At 73.3% G+C, this 19,133-nt stretch carries 19 protein-coding genes; 7 read left to right on the plus strand and 12 right to left on the minus strand.

The window, feature by feature from the left end:
- Nucleotides 1-35: 35 nt before the first annotated feature.
- Both ACWDBE_RS05215 and ACWDBE_RS05220 read left to right on the plus strand, forming a co-directional pair.
- Nucleotides 36-449 carry an NUDIX hydrolase gene (locus ACWDBE_RS05215; protein ID WP_449807256.1) on the plus strand — a complete coding sequence of 138 codons (414 nt, stop codon included), beginning with the start codon at nucleotides 36-38 and terminating at the stop codon, nucleotides 447-449.
- Nucleotides 450-642: 193 nt separating this feature from the next.
- Nucleotides 643-1,554 carry a LysR family transcriptional regulator gene (locus ACWDBE_RS05220; RefSeq protein WP_449807257.1) on the plus strand — a complete coding sequence of 304 codons (912 nt, stop codon included), beginning with the start codon at nucleotides 643-645 and terminating at the stop codon, nucleotides 1,552-1,554.
- A gap of 2 nt (nucleotides 1,555-1,556) precedes the next feature.
- On the opposite strand, the gene ACWDBE_RS05225 is transcribed toward ACWDBE_RS05220, so the two are convergent.
- Entirely contained in the window at nucleotides 1,557-1,880 is a 324-nt protein-coding gene (locus tag ACWDBE_RS05225) for an antibiotic biosynthesis monooxygenase family protein (RefSeq protein ID WP_449789208.1), read from the minus strand.
- 319 nt (nucleotides 1,881-2,199) lie between these two features.
- On the opposite strand from ACWDBE_RS05225, the gene ACWDBE_RS05230 reads away from it, so the two are divergent.
- The gene (locus tag ACWDBE_RS05230; protein ID WP_449807258.1) at nucleotides 2,200-2,553 is read left to right on the plus strand and encodes a MarR family winged helix-turn-helix transcriptional regulator; all 354 of its coding nucleotides are present in this window, start codon (nucleotides 2,200-2,202) and stop codon (nucleotides 2,551-2,553) included.
- Nucleotides 2,554-2,571: 18 nt separating this feature from the next.
- Here ACWDBE_RS05230 and ACWDBE_RS05235 read toward each other — a convergent pair whose 3' ends face one another.
- Nucleotides 2,572-3,054, minus strand: a complete 483-nt coding sequence (locus tag ACWDBE_RS05235; RefSeq protein ID WP_449789206.1) for a CYTH domain-containing protein — start codon at nucleotides 3,052-3,054, stop codon at nucleotides 2,572-2,574.
- Between the two features lie 68 nt (nucleotides 3,055-3,122).
- The gene (locus ACWDBE_RS05240) at nucleotides 3,123-5,087 is read right to left on the minus strand and encodes an MFS transporter (RefSeq protein WP_449789268.1); all 1,965 of its coding nucleotides are present in this window, start codon (nucleotides 5,085-5,087) and stop codon (nucleotides 3,123-3,125) included.
- Between the two features lie 516 nt (nucleotides 5,088-5,603).
- Between ACWDBE_RS05240 and ACWDBE_RS05245 the strand changes: the two genes are divergently transcribed.
- Nucleotides 5,604-6,821: a peptidoglycan-binding domain-containing protein gene (locus tag ACWDBE_RS05245; protein WP_449807259.1), complete on the plus strand. Its 1,218-nt coding sequence runs from the start codon at nucleotides 5,604-5,606 to the stop codon at nucleotides 6,819-6,821.
- An 86-nt stretch (nucleotides 6,822-6,907) separates the two neighbouring features.
- Here ACWDBE_RS05245 and ACWDBE_RS05250 read toward each other — a convergent pair whose 3' ends face one another.
- From ACWDBE_RS05250 to ACWDBE_RS05265, 4 genes are all read right to left on the minus strand, one after another.
- Nucleotides 6,908-7,498 (minus strand): TMEM165/GDT1 family protein, encoded by a 591-nt coding sequence (locus tag ACWDBE_RS05250; protein WP_449789267.1) that lies wholly within the window; start codon nucleotides 7,496-7,498, stop codon nucleotides 6,908-6,910.
- A 228-nt stretch (nucleotides 7,499-7,726) separates the two neighbouring features.
- On the minus strand, nucleotides 7,727-8,533 hold the full coding sequence (locus ACWDBE_RS05255) for an ABC transporter permease (RefSeq protein ID WP_449789204.1): 807 nt from the start codon (nucleotides 8,531-8,533) through the stop codon (nucleotides 7,727-7,729).
- Between the two features lie 10 nt (nucleotides 8,534-8,543).
- Nucleotides 8,544-10,169, minus strand: a complete 1,626-nt coding sequence (locus ACWDBE_RS05260; RefSeq protein WP_449789203.1) for a dolichyl-phosphate-mannose--protein mannosyltransferase — start codon at nucleotides 10,167-10,169, stop codon at nucleotides 8,544-8,546.
- 188 nt (nucleotides 10,170-10,357) lie between these two features.
- Nucleotides 10,358-11,659: an MFS transporter gene (locus ACWDBE_RS05265; RefSeq protein ID WP_449807260.1), complete on the minus strand. Its 1,302-nt coding sequence runs from the start codon at nucleotides 11,657-11,659 to the stop codon at nucleotides 10,358-10,360.
- A 144-nt stretch (nucleotides 11,660-11,803) separates the two neighbouring features.
- On the opposite strand from ACWDBE_RS05265, the gene ACWDBE_RS05270 reads away from it, so the two are divergent.
- On the plus strand, nucleotides 11,804-12,385 hold the full coding sequence (locus ACWDBE_RS05270) for a MarR family winged helix-turn-helix transcriptional regulator (RefSeq protein ID WP_449789201.1): 582 nt from the start codon (nucleotides 11,804-11,806) through the stop codon (nucleotides 12,383-12,385).
- A 117-nt stretch (nucleotides 12,386-12,502) separates the two neighbouring features.
- Here the strand turns inward: ACWDBE_RS05270 and ACWDBE_RS05275 are convergent, their stop codons facing one another.
- The 3 genes from ACWDBE_RS05275 to ACWDBE_RS05285 form a co-directional block, all read right to left on the minus strand.
- Entirely contained in the window at nucleotides 12,503-14,227 is a 1,725-nt protein-coding gene (locus ACWDBE_RS05275) for a glycosyl hydrolase family 18 protein (RefSeq protein WP_449807261.1), read from the minus strand.
- 386 nt (nucleotides 14,228-14,613) lie between these two features.
- On the minus strand, nucleotides 14,614-15,237 hold the full coding sequence (locus ACWDBE_RS05280) for an FxLYD domain-containing protein (protein ID WP_449807262.1): 624 nt from the start codon (nucleotides 15,235-15,237) through the stop codon (nucleotides 14,614-14,616).
- Between the two features lie 215 nt (nucleotides 15,238-15,452).
- The gene (locus ACWDBE_RS05285; protein WP_392869628.1) at nucleotides 15,453-16,019 is read right to left on the minus strand and encodes a DoxX family protein; all 567 of its coding nucleotides are present in this window, start codon (nucleotides 16,017-16,019) and stop codon (nucleotides 15,453-15,455) included.
- Nucleotides 16,020-16,231: 212 nt separating this feature from the next.
- On the opposite strand from ACWDBE_RS05285, the gene ACWDBE_RS05290 reads away from it, so the two are divergent.
- On the plus strand, nucleotides 16,232-16,864 hold the full coding sequence (locus ACWDBE_RS05290; protein ID WP_449789198.1) for a MarC family protein: 633 nt from the start codon (nucleotides 16,232-16,234) through the stop codon (nucleotides 16,862-16,864).
- A gap of 77 nt (nucleotides 16,865-16,941) precedes the next feature.
- Here the strand turns inward: ACWDBE_RS05290 and ACWDBE_RS05295 are convergent, their stop codons facing one another.
- Together ACWDBE_RS05295 and ACWDBE_RS05300 are read right to left on the minus strand one after the other, a co-directional pair.
- Nucleotides 16,942-17,481 (minus strand): NADPH-dependent FMN reductase, encoded by a 540-nt coding sequence (locus ACWDBE_RS05295; protein WP_449789197.1) that lies wholly within the window; start codon nucleotides 17,479-17,481, stop codon nucleotides 16,942-16,944.
- Between the two features lie 78 nt (nucleotides 17,482-17,559).
- Nucleotides 17,560-18,021: an Lrp/AsnC family transcriptional regulator gene (locus tag ACWDBE_RS05300; RefSeq protein ID WP_392869634.1), complete on the minus strand. Its 462-nt coding sequence runs from the start codon at nucleotides 18,019-18,021 to the stop codon at nucleotides 17,560-17,562.
- A gap of 187 nt (nucleotides 18,022-18,208) precedes the next feature.
- On the opposite strand from ACWDBE_RS05300, the gene ACWDBE_RS05305 reads away from it, so the two are divergent.
- Nucleotides 18,209-19,039 carry a tryptophan 2,3-dioxygenase gene (locus ACWDBE_RS05305; protein WP_449807263.1) on the plus strand — a complete coding sequence of 277 codons (831 nt, stop codon included), beginning with the start codon at nucleotides 18,209-18,211 and terminating at the stop codon, nucleotides 19,037-19,039.
- Nucleotides 19,040-19,133 lie beyond the last annotated feature (94 nt).

The following is a 19,133-nucleotide window of genomic DNA, read 5'->3' on the forward strand; positions in this document are numbered from 1 at the left end:
CGTCGACACCCGGCGCAGGCCCGAGGAGCAGAGCGATGACCGAGCAGAACCCCGAGCAACTCCCCACCGTCGCCGTCGCGATCGTCGTCAAGGACGGCCGGGTGCTGATGGTGCGACGGCGGATCGCCGAGGGCGAGCTGTCCTGGCAGTTCCCGGCCGGGGAGGTGGAGCCGAACGAGTCCCCCGAGGAGGCGGCCGTCCGCGAGACCGCCGAGGAGACCGGACTCCACGTCGCGGCCGCCCGGCTGCTCGGCGAGCGGGAGCATCCGCAGAGCGGGCGCCGGATGGCGTACACGGCCTGCGAGGTGGTCGGCGGCACCGCCATGGTGATGGACTCCGACGAGCTGGACCGGGTGGTGTGGGCGTCCCACGCCGAGCTGGCCGAGTACGTGCCGTTCCCGATGTTCCCGCCGGTGCAGGAGTACCTGGACGGCACGCTCGCCGGGTAGGCCGGGGGCGGCGGACGACCCCGCGCGAGAAGTCGGCCCGTCCGACTTCCCACTCAAGAGCACCACTGCCGGGGCACCAACGCCCCCGGACGGCCGGAATCCGGGAACGCCCTCGTTCGCCCCCGTACGCCCCTACGCTGTCCCGCAGCACCGGGAGCGAGGGCGTTCGGGGGAGCCAGTGGAACTAGGTCAGTTGCGCGTCTTCGAGGCCGTCGTCACCCACCGCACCGTCACCGGCGCGGCCGTGGCGCTCGGGCTGGCCCCGTCCTCGGTCTCCGAACAGGTCCGCACCCTCGAACTCAGCCTCGGCACCGAGCTGTTCGACCGGGCGCGGCGCGACCTCACCCTCACCTCGGCGGGAGAACGGCTGCTGCCCTGGTCCCGCCGCCTCCTCGACCAGGCCGAACAGGCCCGCCGCGACGTCACCGTCGCCGTCGCCACCCGGACCCGCCTGCGCCTCGGCGTCCTGGCAGCCGTCGCCGCCACCCACCTCCCGGCCGTCCTCGCCCGCCTCACCGACCGCCGGCCCGGCCTGCACCTGTCCCTCCACACCGACCGCGCCCGTGACGCACTCCTCGACGGTGTCGCGGCCGGTGCCCTGGACGCCGCCGTGGTCCTGGACGCCCCCGGCCCGCTCGGAGCGCTCGGCTTCCCCCTGCCACCCGCCCCGCTCGACCACCTCGACCTCCAGGCCGTCCCCCTCGCCCTGGTCGCGGCCCCCACCCACCCACTGGCCCGCGCCACCACCCTCACCCCCGAGCACCTCCGCGGCCACCGCCTCCTCGTCGGCTCCCCCACCTGCTCCTACCGCCTCGCCGGCGACCGCCTCCTCGGCCCCCGCGTCCGACGCCTCCACACCGGCGCCGTCCCCGCCACCCGCGCCTGCGCCGAACAGGGCCTCGGCATCGCCCTCCTCCCCGCCCACGCCGTCCACGACCGCCTCGTCGCCGGCACCCTCACCCGCCTCCCCCTCGACCCCCCGCCCCTCCACCTCCGTCTCCTCTGGCCCGCCGACCACGCCCCCCTGCCGGCCCTCCGCCCCCTCTCGGCACACGAGCGCGCCCCGGGGTTCGAGGAACCCCGGGGCGCGCAACCGCTCTCCTGACGTCAGGCCTTGGGGCCCGCGGACTGGACGACCTCGAAGGACCAGAGGGTGGAGCCGGAGGCGGCCGGGCGCTTGGGGGCCTCGCCCTCGCCGCCGTGCTGGTGGGCCGCCTTCATCGGGCCCTCCATCCAGGCCTTGAAGTCCTCCTCGCTGCGCCAGCGGGTGTAGACGAGGTACTGGTCGGTGCCCTCGACGGGGCGGAGGAGTTCGAACCACTCGAAGCCGTCCGAGTTCTCCACGGCGCCGGCCCGGGAGGCGAAGCGCTGCTCCAGCACCTCGCGCTGCTCGGCCGGCACCGTCAGGACGTTGATCTTCACGACGGACATGGGGGCTCCTTGCTGCTCCGCCGGCGCGCTGGTGCGGCCGCCGGTGCGGTGACGGGGACTGCCTACGGGAGCAGTCTGCTACACCTCACGGCCGGGCGGGTGGTGGGCCGCCAAAGGCGTGGGCGGGGCGGGCACCGCGAAGGAACCCCCTAGGCTGGACAATGCCGTTGTCCATATGGTCAATGAGGTCGTCTATCGTGCCAAGTGAACCACCCCCGCCGGGTTTTGATCTGCCGCTACGCCTGCTGCTCGCCTTCCGGGCGATCATCGACGAGCTGCACGAGCGCATCACCCGCGAGGGCCATCCGACCTGCGCCCGATGCACGGCTTCGTCCTCCAGGCGATCGGCCCGCAGGGCACCACCGCCTCCGAACTCGGCCGCCGCCTCGGCGTCACCAAACAGGCGGCGGGCAAGACCGTCGACAACCTGGAGCAGCTCGGCTACGTCGAGCGCGCCGCCGACCCGGCCGACACCCGGCGCAAGGTGGTCCGGCTCACCGAGCGCGGGACGGACTGCCTGCTCCGCTCGGCCCGGATCTTCGACGAGCTGCGCGAGGAGTGGTCGGAAGTCCTCGGCGAGGAGCAGCTGAGACTGCTGGTGGACGGCCTGCGCCGGCTCGCCCCCGGCGACCCGTTCCGCCTCGACACCCCGCCCTGGTTCGGCACGCCGTAGGGCCGAACACGCCCGGCGTCAGGACTCGGGCATTCCCCGGGTCGCGAGGGTCTGGTTCTTGTACGCCTTCACGCCGGTGATCTCGGCGCCGAACCACTCCGGCGCCGAGAACGCCGCCGCCTGCGCCTCGGAGCCGAACTCGACCTCGACGGTGCGCAGTCCGGCCAACTCCCCCTGGTAGACGTCCGCGTAGACGGTGACACCGGAGGCCTCGAAGGTGTACCGGTCCTTGACCACCCGGGCGCCCTCGGTGGCCGGCCAGAGCTCGGTGAACTCCTGCTCCCCCAGCTCGCGTTCCACCTCGATCCGGACGGGGGAACCCTCCGCGGAGGAGGCGCTCCGCTTGACGCCGAGGACGCGGCTGCCGCCGATCCGCCGCAGCCGCACCTCCGTCCCGTCGTCTTTGATCGCGATGTACCCCTGCTCGATGTGCTGCCGCACCGCCGTCTGCGGCGGCTCGAAGGCGCTCAGCAGGAACTTGCGCTCGATCTCGAGCGGCATGCCGCACCACCCTTCCCCATCACGCCGAACGGGCCGTCAAGCCATCGGACCGTCGGACCGTCGGATCATCAGAACGACCGCCCCTCACCACGGTACGGCCCCTGGGGCCCCGACGGGTCCGGCCGGTCCCGCGGGTCCGCGCACAGCGAGGAGCTGAGCCGGTTCAGCAGCCCCGCGATCTCGGCGTGCCGCTGCTCGTCCCAGTCCCCCAGCAGTTCGGCGAGCTGGGTGCGCCGGGCGGCCACCAGCCGCAGGGCCGTCTCCTCCCCCGGCTCGGTGAGCCGCAGCGGCAGCCCGCCGGACCGCGCCGCCAGCCCCCGGCCCTCCACCTCCCGGACGGCCTCCTCGACGGTGGCCATCGGGACGATCCGCGCCTCGGCCAGTTCGGCCGGCTCGACCGAGCCGTGCTGGTGGATCTGGAGGAGCAGCCAGCTGGAGGCGGGCAGCAGGTCCAGCCCTGCGGTCTCGGTGATCCGCCGGAAGAGGTCGCGCCGGGCCTCCCGGCTGTTCAGCACCGACAGGGCGCGGGCGATCTCGTCCAGCGAGCTGCGTTCCACGGGGTTGATCCCGATGGACTCGCCGAGGTCGGGGGCGGTGACGGTGGAGCGCAGCTTCTGTTCGCGCAGGAACAGCGACAGCACGAAGGCGACCCCCGCGACCGGCACCGCGTACAGGAACACCCGGGTGATCGACTCGGCGTACGCGTGGTAGACCGCCGGCTGGACGGCGGCCGGCAGCCGGGGGATGACCCGCGGGTCGGCGGTGATGGCCTCCGGCTGGAAGCCGGGCGGCAGCGGCACCCCGGCCAGGGCGTCGGCGAGCCGGCTGCGCAGTCCGCTCGCGAAGACCGTCCCGAAGATGGAGACGCCGAAGGAGGCCCCGATGGAGCGGAAGAAGGTGGCGCCCGCGGTGGCCACGCCGAGGTCCTCGTAGCCGACCGAGTTCTGCACGATCAGCACCAGCACCTGCATCACCAGGCCCAGCCCGAGCCCGAAGACCAGGAAGTACAGGCTCATCTCGGCGGTGCTGCTGTGCTCGTCCAACCGGGAGAGCAGCAGCAGTCCGACGGTGGTCACGGCCGTCCCGACGATCGGGAAGATCCGGTAGTGGCCGGTGCGGGCGACGATCTGGCCGGAGCCGATCGAGGTGAGCAGCATGCCGAGCACCATCGGCAGCATGTGGATGCCGGACAGGGTGGGTGAGACCTGCTGGACCACCTGGAGGAAGGTCGGCAGGTAGGTCAGCGCGCCGAACATCGCGAAGCCGACCACGAAGGAGATCACCGCGACCAGGCTGAACGTCCGCGAGCGGAACAGCCGCAGCGGCAGCACCGGCTCCACCGCCGTCCGCTCGACCAGGACGAAGGCGAGCAGCAGCACCAGCCCGAGCACGCCGAGGCCGACGATCTGCCAGGACGTCCAGGCCCAGGTGGTCCCGCCGAGCGAGGTCATCAGCACCAGGCAGGTGGCGACGGCGGCGATCAGGACGGTGCCGAGGTAGTCGATCCGGTGCTCGCGCCGGACCTCCAGCCCGTGCAGCGCCGTCGCGATCACCACCAGGGCGACGATGCCGATCGGCAGGTTGATGTAGAAGACCCAGCGCCAGCTGAGGTGGTCGACGAACAGTCCGCCGAGCAGCGGCCCGAGCACGCTGGTGACGCCGAACACGGCGCCGAACAGGCCCTGGTAGCGGCCGCGGTCCCGCGGGGCGACGAGGTCGCCGACGATCGCCTGGGAGAGCACGATCAGCCCGCCGCCGCCCAGGCCCTGGAGGGCGCGGAAGGCGATCAGCTCGCCCATGTTCTGGGCGATCCCGCACAGCACCGAGCCGAGCAGGAAGATCACGATGGAGGCCTGGAAGAAGCGCTTCCGGCCGTACATGTCGCCGAGCTTGCCCCACAGCGGGGTCGCGGCGGTGGAGGCCAGCAGGTAGGCGGTGACCACCCACGAGAGGTGTTGGAGGCCGCCGAGGTCGCTGACGATGGTCGGCAGCGCGGTGGAGACGATGGTCTGGTCGAGGGCGGCGAGCAGCATCGCGAGCAGCAGGGCGCCGATCGGCACCCAGACGTTGGACACGGTGACCGCCGGCGGGACCGGCTCGCCCGCCGGGCTCCGGTCGGACGCGGTGCTCGGCTCCGTCACGGCTTCTCCGCGGGCGTCACGGCGTCTCCGTGGACATGGCGTCTCCATGGGGTCGCGGGCCCGTCGGCCGGGCCGTGCGGATGGTCACTCCCAGCTGACCGCGCTGGTCGCTTCGTCCCGATTCGTTCCGTCGGTTTGAGCCGAGCGTAAGCGCCGGGGACAACCGCCGCGCTCCGGGCGTTCCCCGAAGGGCCGACCGGCACCCACCGGCACGACACTCCGCCGAGGGACGGACGCCCCTGTCCACCCCTCGGACGGTCCTGCATAATCAGGCGCGTCCGCGCGCCGCCCGGGTCCGCCCGGAGCGTGCTCGGGACGACCGGACGACAGCCGGCCGGTCGACGGACGACCCGAACGACCCGAACGACCGCCCACGAAATTCGACGCGCAACCGAGGAGGACCGGCCGATGCCGGACCAGCACTGCCCGACGTGCGGCGCCGCACGCTCCACCGGGTGCGGCTGCGTCCCGGACCCGAGCCTCACCGAGACCGCCGTCCTGCCCCACCTGGAGGGCCCGCCACTGGTCCGCCCGTACGTCCCGCGGACGGCCGACCAGGTGGCCGACGAGGCGCATCCGAACACCCCGGTGGTCGACCCGTTCGCGACCACGGTGCTGCCGCCGGTGCCTCCGGGGCAGCCCGCCGCGCCCGGGTCGCCGGTCGTTCCCCCGCTGGGACCGGACGCGGACGCGTACGCCACCACGGTGCTGCCGCCGGTCGGCCCGGGGCAGGCGCCGTTCGGTGCGGAGCAGGCGCCGTTCGGCCCGGACGGGGCCTACCCGGGCGCCGGCGCCCACCCGGACGCGTACGCCACCACCGTGCTGCCCCCGGTCCCGCCGGCCGGGCCGGGCGGGTACCCGGCGGCGGCCACGCAGCCGCCGACACCGGCTTCGGCGCCGGACGGGGACGAGATCGGCCTCTTCCCCTTCGGTCAGGCCCAGGACTTCCGGCCGGGCCCGTCCGGGCCCGGCCCGGAGGGGGGCGGCCGGGCCGCCCGACGGGCGGCCGAGCAGGCCGGGCGCCGCCCGCTCGCCCAGCGCAAGGGGCTGCTCGCCGGGGTCGGTGCCGCCCTGGTGGCGCTCACCATCGGCGTCGCGTACGCGGTGACGCCCTCCGCCGAGCCGTCGGCCAAACAGGCGCAGCCGCTGCCGACGACCACCCTGGCGCCCGCGCCGGTGGACCCGCCGACCCTGGCCGCGCCCGCCCCGAGCGCGCCGCCGCCGACCAGCGAGGCGCCGAGCCCGACGCCCACCCCCACCCGCAAGCCGAGCCCGACCAAGACGGCCACGCCGCCGCCGACCGTCGCGCCGACGACGCCGCCTCCCCCGGTCCAGGCACCCGTGCCGGCCCCCACCCCGACGCCCGCACCCACGCCGACGCCCACCCCGACGCCCAGCCCCCGGCTGCTCCAGGTCGGGATGACCGGGCCGGACGTCAGGGACATGCAGCAGCGCCTGTACGTGGCCGAATGCGGATTCGTCGACAAGTCGATCGTCAGCGGCACCTTCGACGACTGGACCAGGACGGTGCTCAGCGGCTACCAGCGCGAGAACCGGATCAAGGGCGAGAACGGCGTCTACGGCCCCAAGACCCAGGCCACCCTCACCGCCGACCCGGGCTGCTGACCCCTGACCCGCGACACGCGAAAGGCGGCGGCCGCCCACCGGCAGCCGCCGCCCCGCACGTCGACCCGCGCCTCGCCGGGCAGTCGTCAGCCGGTGATCGCCCCGAAGAGGCTGTAGCCCGCCAGCGCCACCATGATCGCTGCCGCCACCCGGATGATCAGCTTCATCGGCACGTACTTGAGCAGCTTCTGCCCGCCCACGATGGCGACCCCGCCGACCGCGCACAGCGCCAGCCAGGAGCCGATGCCGACGGCCAGCGGATCGGCGTACTTGGCCGCCAGGTTGGCGGTCATGATCTGGGTCAGGTCGCCGAACTCGGCGATCGCGACGACCACGAAGCTGGCCCCGGCCACCTTCCAGAAGCTGTTCGAGGACGGCTCCTTGGCCGCGTGCCCGTCCTCGTCGTCGCCCCCGCCGTGGAACAGCAGCATCGCCGCACCGACCAGGAACAGCACGCCGGTGACGCCCTCCACCCAGCGGTGCGGCAGCAGCGAGAGCAGGTGCCCGGCGACGAGCGCGATGCCCACCTGGAGGGCGAAGGCGGCGGCGATGCCCGCGAAGACGTAGCTCGCGCGGTACTTCGTGCCGAGCACCAGGCTGGCCAGCGCGGTCTTGTCCGGCAGTTCGGCCAGGAAGATGATGCCGAAGGTCAACGCGGCAACGGTGATACTCATCAGGAGTTCCTCGGTCGGGCTGCCAGGCCTCCGCAGGCCCGTCAGGGGACGCTTCGGCCCGACAGCACTGGTCATGGTCACAGCACTGCGGCCGAAGGTCTCGCCGGCAACGCCCCTTCGGGCGGTGCCCCGGGCGCCGGGCCCCTGGGGGCCAGTATGTCGACGGTCCGGTGGAGGGCTACTCCCCTTCAACGGCCCCAAGCGTACCCGACCGCGCCGACCGGCCCCCCGCTACCGGAAGCCCTCCTCCGGCTCGGCGGCGACCAGCCCGCGCCCGACCAGTTCCAGTACCGCCACGATCGCCACCGACTCCACCGCCAGCAACCCGATCAGCACGAACAGCTGCACCGCCCCCGCCTGGACCGGCGAGGCCCCGCCCAGCAGCATCCCGACGAAGGCCCCGGGCAGGGTGACCAGGCCGACCGTCCGGGTCTGGTCCAGCGCCGGGACGAGCGAGGTCGCGGCCGCCGTCCGGCAGATCTCCAGCCGGGCGTCGCGCTCCTCGAAGCCGAGCGCGAGCGCGGCCTCCACCTCGCCGCGCCGCAGCCGCAGCTCGTCCAGGGCCCGCCGCCCGGCCAGCGAGGTCGCGCTGAGCGCGCCGCCGATCAGGATGCCGGCGACCGGGATGACGGACAGGCCCTCGGGCGGCAGCAGTCCGACACCCAGCAGCAGGGCGAGCACCGGCAGCACCCCCGCCCCGATCGGGGCGGCCGCCCAGACCCAGCCCGGGCCGCGGGTCATCCGCCGCCCGGCGGTGCGCACCGCGACCGAGAACATCAGCAGCACGAACAGCGCCGACCACCAGAGCGATCCGACCACCCAGGTGATCACCGCGGCGACGGCGGCCAGCTGCACCACCGCGCGCAGTCCGGCCCGCAGCACCGCGTGGCCGTGCCCGAGCAGGCCCCACCCGGCCACCGCGACGGCGGCCAGCAGCAGCACGGCCGTGACCACCCCGAGCACCGGGGTGACGGGCAGCAGCTGGCCACCGGACGCCACCGGACCGGCCGAGGGCACCAGGGCCGAGGGCGGCGTCACGTCCGGCCCGTCAGATCCAGCTGGTGAACCACATCCGGTCCTGCCAGGACGACATGGGGATCACCTCCGCCGTGTACAGCGGGTAGAAGAAGGCGAAGCAGCCGACGATCGCGAGCACGATCACCCCGGCACCGATCGCACCGATCCGACGGCGCTCGGGGCTGCACCCGGCCGGGCCGAGCATCGCCCCGAGCATCTGGGCGACGGCCAGGCACAGGAACGGCACCAGCACGACCATGTAGAAGGAGAAGATCGTCCGCTCCTGGTACTTGAACCAGGGCAGGTAGATCGCGGCCACCGCGCAGAGCACCGCGCCCGAGCGCCAGTCCCGCCGGAAGAACCAGCGCCACAGCAGGTAGACCAGCGCGAAGCAGGCCGTCCACCACAGGAACGGGGTGCCGAGGCCGAGGATCTGTGCCGCGCAGCCGCCCGAGGAGGTGCAGCCGTGCTGCCCGTACGGGATCTGCTCCCAGTACATCGACACCGGGCGGCCGTCGACCAGCCAGGCGAAGGGGTTGGACTGGTAGGTGTGCGGCTGGTTCAGGCCGGTGTTGAAGTCGAACATCTGCGAGTGGAAGTGCCACAGGCTGCGCAGCGGGGCGGGCACCCAGCTCATCGGGACCTGCGGCAGCGGGATGCCGAGGACGCTGTCCGGGGAGAGCCCGGCGCGGCCGTCGGCCCAGTGCCGGTCGTAGCCGCCCTGGCCGTTGCCGCCACTGGCCAGCCAACCGCTCCAGGCGCCGACGTACACCACGACGGCTGAGCCGACCATGGCGAGGAAGGCGGGCAGGGCGTCCCGGCGCAGCATGGAGCGCCAGGGGCGGTGGGCGCCGGCGCCGCGGCGGCCGGCCTGGTCCCACAGGACGGTCAGGACGCCGAAGGCGGCGAGGATCGGGGCGCCGTTCCACTTGACCGCGCAGGCGGCGCCGACGAGCACCCCGGCGGCGATCCGCCAGGGGCGCCACCCGAGCCGCACCGCGTCGGCGTCGCCGCCGCCCTCGGCGACCGCGGCGAGCCGGGCGCGGGCGTGGTCGCGGTCGATCAGCAGGCTGCCGAAGGAGGCCAGCACGAAGAACATCTGGATGCCGTCGAGCAGGCCGACCCGGCTCATCACCAGCTGGAGGCCGTCCACAGCCATCAGCAGCGCGGCGGTGCAGCCGATCAGGGTGGAGCCGAAGAGGCGGCGGCCGATCCGGGCCAGCATCAGCACGGTGACGGTGCCGAGCAGGGCGGTCATGAACCGCCAGCCGAAGGGGTTCAGCCCGAACAACTGCTCGCCGATCGACATCACCCACTTGCCGAGCGGCGGGTGCGCGATGAATTCGGGCGCGGAGCTCAGCGGGATCGACTGCGGGACGGACAGGATGTCGGCGTTGGCGTGGTCGGGCCAGGTGCCCTCGTAGCCCTGCTGGAGCAGGGACCACGCGTCCTTGGGGTAGTACGTCTCGTCGAAGACGAAGGCGTTGGGGTGGCCGAGGTTCCAGAACCGCAGCAGGCCGGCGAAGAGCGCGACGGCGATCGGTCCGAGCCAGCCGGAGCGGTCGGCCGCCCAGCGGACCAGACCGCCGCGCGAGGCCTCTGCCGGGGCCGCGGGGGCCGGGGCCGCCGGTGGGTGCGTGAGCGCCGCTTGCGTCATAGCCTCGCCGATTCGCCTGTCTGCTCTGCCCGGGTCCTGGCTCCGCCCGGGGTCGCGCCGCTCCGGCCTGGGCCGGGCGGTCAACAGCCACTGACACTATGTGGCGGTGCGCGCGAAGCCAAGCGCGACGGGCGCCGACCAGGTGACCTGGCCGGCGCCCGTCGCGAACGCCCTCGCGGGCCGTTCCGCTACGCGGCGGTCTGCAGTTCCCGGACCTGGACGGTGTGGACCACGGCCGGGGCCGCGTTGTCCTGCTCCGGCGTGAGGTACGGGCGCAGCCGCAGCGCCAGGGTGACGATCAGCAGCGTGCAGCCCGCCATGGCCGCGAGGTAGAGCGGCCAGGCGCCGGAGCCGACCAGCAGCACGCCGACGGCCGGACCGACCGCGACCGCGATCTGCTTCACCAGGGCGTACCCGGCGTTGTAGGTGCCGAGCAGCCGGGCCGGGGCGAGGTCCGCGACGATCGGGCCCATGGTGGGCGCCAGCAGCGACTCGCCGACGCCGAACAGGGCGTAGACGGAGACGATCGCGATCGTGGCGGCCATGGTCTCGGTCCGGATCAGGCCGGCCAGCAGGGCCATCGCCCAGGCGCCGAGCCAGACCAGGCCGGCCGCGGCCATCGCGGTGGTGCGGCGGCGGCGCGCCGTGATCCGCACCACGAACATCTGCAGCACCACGATGGTCAGCGCATTGGCACCGATCGCGAAGCCCAGGGTGGACGGCGCGGTGTGGACGGTGGAGGTGGCGAAGGCCGCGACACCGGACTCGAACTGGCCGTAGCAGGTGAAGAAGATCAGCCCGGCGAGCAGGCAGAGCCGCAGCATCGCCTTGTCCGCGACCAGCGCGCGCAGGCCCGTCGGGCCGTCCGCCTTCTCGTGGACCGCCGTCAGCTGGGCCCTCGGTATCCGGGCGGTGCCGGTGACCAGGGCGAGGCCGAGGAAGGTGGCCGCCTCGATGGTGAACAGCCGGGTGAGGCTGGAAGGGTCGGCCACGTTCACGATCTGGCCGCCGACCAGCGCACCGATGCCCATGCCCAGGTTGACCAGGGTGAACTGGAGCGCGAAGGCGTGCGAGCGGGTGGCCGCCGTGGAGCAGCGGACGATCATCGTGGCGAGCGCCGGCTGGCAGGCCGTGACGCCCGCGCCGAACAGGAAGGAGGAGACCAGCAGACCCGGGGTGCCGGTGGCGTGCCCGAAGGCGAACGCGCCGGTGGCGGCGAGCGCCGTACCGGCCAGCAGCACCGGGCGGGGGCCGTACCTGTCGATGCCGCGGCCGATGAACGGGAGGACGGCGAGGGCGGCCAGCGCGAACAGCGTGAACACCATCCAGGCGACCATCGACCCCAGCCCGCGCACCTGCTCCACGTACACGTACATGTACGGAAGCGTGAATCCGCTGCCGAACGCGCTGAGCGCGTTGCCGATCTGGACGCGGCGCAGCGGGCCGCCCGCTCCACGCCGCTGCCTCTGCTGCTTCACCGTGCCGGTCACCGTGCACATCCCTTCCTGGTTTCGACTGGATACTCTTAAGTCCAGAAGATTTCAGAGCTAAAGTTTGACGAGATAAAGTCTTAGCACCGGAAGAGTGCGGAGTCAAAGGCTTAAGGGGTGCACGCACGTGGGAGACTGGTCGGCATGACTACGGACAAGCCGCGGCCGGATGCCGACAAGCCCGCCCCGGCCACCCGCCTGGAGCTCGGCATCGCCGAACAAGTGGCGCTCTACCAGCGGGAGTTCCCCACTGTCGACCCGCAGGTGGAGACCATCGTGCAGACCCTCCTACGGGTCTCCCGGCGGATGGGCGTGGCGTACGACCGGCAGCTGACCGTGCTCGGGATCACCTCCGCCGAGTGGGAGGTGCTCAAGGCCCTGGTGGTCTCCGGCAGCCCGTACCGGCTGGGGCCGGGCGAGCTGGCCAAGCGGCTCGGGCTCACCCCGGCCGCGATGACGCACCGGATCGACCGCATGGTGGCCGACGGCCTGGTCACCCGGGAGCGGGACGAGACCAACCGGGTTCGGGTGATCATCGAGCTGACCGAGACCGGCCGCGACAAGTGGCTGGAGTCGATGCGGATGGCGGCGGTGTTCGAGGAGGAGTTCCTCCAGGACGTCGCGGGCGAGGAGCGCGCCGAGCTCTCCGCGACACTGGGCCGGATGCTGCGGCGGATCGAGGAGAGCCAGCCGGACGCGCTCGGGCGCACCGACGACCTGGCGTAGCCGCTCCGGGAACGCGAACGGGTCCGGCCCGCCGGGAGGATGATCCTCCCGGCGGGCCGGACTTCGTCACTTCAGGTGCTGCGAGGGTCCGTCAGGCCCTCGGCGGCCGGTCGGCCGTCAGCAGGGGCCGTTGTCGGTCCAGACGCCCCACTGGCCGCTCAGGCTCGGGTCGTCGCCCATGGTCCACCACTTGTTGGTGTAGTAGTGGCCCTTCCACGAGACCTTGGTGCCACCGGCCGCGTAGGTGGTGTTCGCGTCCCAGCTCGGGGCCGCCGAGCAGGCCGGCGCCGGCGTGGTCTGGGTGCTGGTCGGGGTCGGGCTCGGGGTGCCGGAGCCGGTCGGGGTCGGGGTCGGGGTCGCCGAACCGGTCGGGGACGGCGGGGCCGGGCAGCCGGTGGCGGAGCCGTTGGTGGCGCTCACCATCTTGTCGAACAGGGCGGTCTTGGTACCCAGGTCGTACAGCGAGAAGGCGAAGGAGCCGCCGAGGCCGTTGCAGTGCGCGTAGTCGAGCTTGGCCTGGATCGACTTGGCGTCCTCACCGCTCCAGAAGGTGTTGCCGTCGTAGAAGTACGTGGCCTGCGCGGCGTCGTCCCAGAAGGTCTTGGACGGGTTGTCGACGAAGCCCGCGAGCTCCTTGTACATCTGGATGCCGGGGACGTTGCCGGACATCGCCGCACCGGCCGCCGGCTGGGTGGCGGGCTGGAACAGGCCGTGCTGGCCGTTGTCCTTCACGCCGGTCCAGCCGCGGTAGTAGAACGGCACCCCCATGTTGATCTTGTTGGCGGGGAAGCCGCCGGGGATGCCGTAGTCCTTGTCGCCGACCGTCCACGCCTTGATGGCGTTGTCGATCGAGTACTTGCCGTTGCCCGGCTTGACCGGGGTCGACGGGTCGTTCGGGCCCGCGTAGAGCGCGGCCTGGTGGTTGGTCGGGCCCTGCGCGTCCCAGCCGCCGTGCATGTCGTAGGTCATGACGTCGAGGAAGGTCAGGTACTGACCGATCTTGTCGGTCTCGACGTTCATGATCTTGTCCTGGCCGGCGCCGACCGCCGCCGACAGGGCGTAGGTCTTCTTGTCGGCGGCGCCCTGCGCGTCCAGCTGGGTGCGGAACTCCTTCAGCAGCGCCGTGAAGTTCTGCTTGTCGGCCGGGCTGGAGATGTTGCCGGTGTGGCCGCCGCCGCCCGGGTACTCCCAGTCGATGTCGATGCCGTCGAAGACGCCGGCCGCCGAGCCCGGACCGCCGAAGCCCGCGTCGACGGGCAGGTTGCCCTTGATGAACATGTCGATGCAGGACGACACCAGGTGCTTGCGCGAGGCGTCCGTGGCCGAGGCCGGCGAGAAGTACTTGGAGTAGGTCCAACCACCCAGCGAGAGCAGGACCTTGAGGTTCGGGTTCTTCGCCTTCAGCTTCTTCAGCTGGTTGAAGTTGCCCGCGATCGGCTGGTTCCAGACGTCGCCGACGCCGTCGACCGAGATGTCCGCGCCGAAGCTCTTCTGGTAGTCGGCGAACGCGTCGGCGGCGCCGTCACCCGCGTTGGGGTTGTTGTCGTTCGTGTCCGCGGCCTTGGTGGCCTCGAAACACCCCAGGTCGGTCGGGTGGATGTTGGCGAAGTCGTAGATCAGGTAGTCCAGCTTCCCGGCGACGCCGGTGTCCTGGATCGTCTTGGGGTAGTACGCGTTCGCGTAGACCGACCACTGGTCGTAGTACGCGACCTTGATGCCGCCGCTGGTGGCGGGCGCACCGGTGGAGTTGGTGGTCGCGGCGTTGGCCGCGCCGCCGCCGGACAGCGCGAGGCCGGCGCCGAGCAGCAGGGAGGCGGTGGTGCCGGCCGCGATGGCGGCCATGCTCTTGGGGCGACGTCGGCGGCCGCCCTGCGGAGCCGGGGTCCCGGCCCTTTCAATGCGTGAGCGCAGCATGGGTGCGTGACTCCTGGTTGTGGGGGTTCCCGCCGTCCCGGGGGCGCGCGTCCGGGGTGGGGCCGGACGACCGGGACATGACAGGCATGGGTGGGGAATCGAGCGGATCGGGCCATGACGGACTACCGGGATGTGCCGAACCGGCGCCGGCGACACGCGGTCGCTGACGCCGGTTCAGGGGCTCCCTGCACCTGGGCAATAAAAATGGACTAGACCAACTCACCCGTCAAGAGGGGCCGTCGGGCCTTGAGACCCGCTTAAGGTTCCACCCCCGCACCGACCTGGGCGGCCGCACCCGGCCCCGTAACCGGAGATCAGTAGCCGACGGCGTTGGCCACCTCGGCCTTGACCGTGCCGGAGAGGTCCCGGTGGGCGTGCGCGGTGGCCTGGGCGCTCTGCCCGGGGGCCACGTCCTGGACGGTCACCGCGGCCGCGTCCAGCACCTTGCCGGACTCGTCGGTGAAGTTCACCTGGATCGCGTACCGGTACGACTGCTGCCCGTGGTTGGTGACGCTCAACGGCGCCTGCGGCTTGCCGTCCGGACCGGTGGTCACCGCCCCGACGGTGATGTCCCCCTTGGCGTCCAGCCCGCCCTTGATCCCGGCGACGGCCGAGGAGGCCGCCGACACCGCCGCCGAGGCCTGCGCCTGGGCCGAGGCGATCGCCGAGCCCGCCCCGCCGGCCGCCGAGGCCAGCGCCGAGGCGGCGGAGGCGGCGGCGCTCGCGCCCTTCTTCACCGCGGCCGTCGCCGAGGAGGCCACGCTCTCCGCGCTCTTCCCGGAGGAGCAGCCCGCGAGCGTCGCCGCACCGACCACCGCCACGGCCAACACCCCTGCCACCGCACGCCGTCGGCGGCCCAGCGGCGGCGCGTCCAGATCCTGCGCGGTGGCCCTCGGCGGGGTCGGGTGGCTGGCTCGGGTGAGCGGCTGGCGGTCCATGCGGTCCCTCGTTTCCGGTCGGCGCCGGGCTGCCCGGCACACCTCCCCGCCCACCCTCCGAGGACCGGCGGACCGCCGCCAGCAGGGCTGCTGCCTCCGGGTGACCCGGCCGCGCCGCCGTGAGTCGGCCGCGGGCCGGTGCCCGGGGCGGCTCCCGGCCAGGGCCTCGCTCGGATCCCTGCCGGGTCCGCCGAACCCAGGAGACGGTCCGGTCCCTAGGAGAGCCCCGAGCCCTCCTGCGCGTCCGCCTCGACCGCGGCCCGCTCCTCGCGCAGCCGCATCACGTGCCGGCGCCGCGCGACCGTGCCGTACGCCCCGGCGGCGCTCGCCACGAACGACACCAGGCCGACCCACGGCCGGTCGAAGACGTGGCCGGTCAGGTGGTCCAGCGAGTAGCGGCCGGCCCCGGCCAGGCCGATCGCCAGCCCGGTCGCGCCGAGGAAGGCCGGGTACTCGTAGCCGCCGGACATCGCGAAGAAGCCGGCCGGGGCGTGCACCGACACGGCGCCCGCCATCGTCCCGGCCACCACCGCGCCGGCCGCCGGCGTGGCCAGCCCGGCCACCAGCAGCGCGCCGCCGCCCGCCTCGCCGAGGCCGGCCGCGAGCGCGCTCTGCCGCGCCGGGTGGAAGCCCATCTGTTCCATGGCCTGGGTGGCGCCCTCCAGGCCGCCGCCCCCGAACCAGCCGAACAGCTTCTGGGTGCCGTGCGCGATCAGCACCCCGCCGACCGCGCCGCGCAGGGCCAGCAGGCCCAGGTCCTTACGGTTCAGGCACGTGCCCATGTCGCATCCTCGCTTCCGCGGCGGAGTGGTCCTGCTCGGCGGCAGTCCTACCTCCATGGGACCCGACAGCGCGCGCCCCTTCGAGCCGGGGCCGCCATCCGGGCGAATTCCTCCGCGACCGGGAATGAACCGCGGCCGACGAGACGCACGCCACGCCCGGACGCGGAGCGTGGCGGACCGGCCGCCCGCAGCCCCGCGGTCATGCTTGGCCCATGTTCGTCTTCAACCTGAGCAGCGCCTTCATCACCTTCTTCGCCGTGGTCGGCCCACCGAAGACCCTGCTGGCCTTCGCCCGGCTGGCCGGGACCAGGAGCAACCTGGAGCTGCGCCGGCTGGCGGCCCTGAGCACGGCCATCTCGTCGGTGATCGGCCTGGTGCTCGGCTTCGGGGCCGACGAACTGACCACCCTGTTCCACATCAGCGACCAGTCCCTGCGGCTCGCCGGCGGGGCGATCTTCTTCGTCTACGCCGTCGCGCTGGTCTTCGGCGTCCACCTCGGCGCGGACGGCGACGAGGACGAGCACCTGGCGAACCCGCTCGTGGACGGCATCCGCGAACTGCTGCTGCCGTACATCGCCAGCCCGCTCGCCATCACGGCCGTCCTGGTCGCCTCGCTCAACCAGGACAACTGGGGCTGGAAGGCCGCCGTCTCCGGGGCGTACGTGGCCGTCGCGGTGATCAACTACCTCTGCGTGGCGGTGCTCGCCCCGCTGATGCGGCGCACCCACCGCACCTCGCTGGAGGTGCTGTCCCGGCTGCTCGGACTGCTGCTGGCGGCGGTCGGCGTCGAGCTGTTCCTGGAGGGGCTGTCCGGGCTCGGGGTGCACCTGCCGGACGGGCACTGAGCCGGGCCGCCCTCGGCCCGGCCCGTCGGCCGTCCCGCCGGCCAGCCGGTCGGTCGGCCAGCCGGTCAGTCCGCCGGTCAGCCCGCCACGAGGCGGGCCAGCACCTCGCCGATCCGCTCGCGCACCAGCGGGTCGGCGACCAGCCCGTCCGGGCCGACCGCGCCGCGCTCCAGCGGAAGCCGGACGCAGGCCTCGTCCAGCACCGCGGCGCCGGTGTAGCCGAGGACGGTGCGCAGGGCGGCCTCGGCGCCCAGACCGCGGCCCGGGCCCGCGGCGTTGATCCAGCCGGTGGGCTTGTCCGAGATCTCGACCCCGCCGACCGTCCAGTCCAGCAGGTTCTTGAACGCGCCCGGCAGCGTCCCGGCGTACTCGGGCGTGCAGACCAGCAGCGCGTCGGCCGCCTCGATGGCGGCCCGCAGCGCGGCCACCGGCTCCGGCAGCGGGTCGGTGTCGTGGTCCGGGTTGAAGTGCGGCAACCCGGCCAGCCCGGCGTAGTACGTGGCCCGCAGACCCGGGATGGCGGCGGCCACCTCGGCCGCGGTGCGCAGCACCGTCTCGTTGGTGGAACCGGCCCGCAGGCTCCCGGGCAGCAGCAGGATGTGGCGCTCGTTCGGCATGCCGGGCAACCTACTCCTTGACGCCCGCGTCAACGCCAGCGGCCGCCGGGACCCGCCCTGGGACCGCCCGGGCCGCGCTCAGCGCGGCACCACCGGCCGCCAGGGCACCGGGCTGGAGAGGATCATCGAACTGGACGGCTGGCCGTAGCCGCCGAGCCGGTCGCACACCGCCTCGAACTCGGCCATCGTCGACACCGCGACCAACAGCACGCAGCACGCCCCGCCGGTGACCCGGTGCAACTGGACCACCTCCGGCCAGGTCGGCACGTCCGGGTCGCGCAGCACGCAGCGCGGGCCGTAGCACTGGATCTGGACCAGCGCGGTGATCGGCAGCCCGGCCCGGGTGAGGTCCACGTGGGCGTGGTAGCCGCTGATCACCCCCTCCGACTCCAGCCGGCGGACCCGTTCGGCCACCGCGGGTGCGGACAGGCTCACCCGGCGGGAGAGTTCGTTGTACGAGAGCCGGGCGTCGGCCTGGAGCTCGGCGAGCAGGCGGCGGTCGACGGCGTCCAAGGCGGCCTCCCGGGCGGTCGGGATCAAGGGGTTTCCGTTCGTAAGGCGGATCGGCGGAACGCCTCGCGAACGACAGCTCAAAGGGCGGTTGCGATGCCCGTCACCCATTCAAGCGGGGGCCACCGCCGCCGCACAATGGGCACCCGGTGGAACCCGGCAGTCCGGCTGGTTCACCGGACCGGGCGACGGGGCCCGGAGGAGCAGGAGGATCGGGATGGGGCACGACACGGTGGAGACACCCAACCTGTCGTTCGGTCGGGACGGAGCGCCGGGTCGGGGCACCCCGTACGCCCAGTACGTGCGCCTGGACGAGCTGCACGGCCTGCAGCACCCGCGCAGCGAGGAGCCGGCCGAGCTGTCGTTCATCGTCACCACCCAGGTGATGGAGCTGCTGTTCGACCTGCTGCGGCACGAGTGGACGCTCGCCCGGCGGGCGCTGCGCGAGGACGACCTGGCCGCCGCCCTGGCCGCGCTGCGCCGGGGCACCCACGTGCAGGACGTGCTGGTGGAGTCCTGGGACCTGCTGGCCACCATGACCCCGCACGAGTTCAACTCCTTCCGCACGCTGTTCGGCGAGGCCTCCGGCTTCCAGTCCGCGGCCTTCCTGCGGCTGGAGTTCCTGCTCGGCAACAAGAACGCCGCACTGCTGGCGATGTACGACGGGATGCCCGACACCCAGGCCGAGCTGACCGAGGCGCTGCGCTCCCCCGGGCTGTACGACGAGGCCCTGGCGCTGCTGGCCCGCCGCGGCCTGGCCCCGCACCGGGCGCCCTCCGAGCAGCGCTACCAGCCGTCCGCTGAGGTCGAGGCGGCCTGGCGGCGCGTCTACACCGAGCCGGAGCTCGCCGCGCTCCAGCCGCTCGGCGAGGCCCTGCTGGACGTGGCCGAGCGGGTCACCCGGTGGCGCCAGCGCCACCTCTCGGCGGTCAAGCGGACCATGGGCGGCAAGCCCGGCTCGGGCGGCTCCAGCGGGCTGACCTGGCTGCGCAAGTCGGCCGAGCAGGACGTCTTTCCGGAACTCTGGACGATCCGGGACGGGCTGTGACGGACTGCGACGGGCCGTGGCTCGCCGGCGCGGGCCGCGGGACGGGGCACGACCGGGACGGGACCGGACGCGCCCTGACGGGACTGGACGAACC

It is taken from the genome of Kitasatospora sp. NPDC001132 (genome assembly GCF_053598415.1).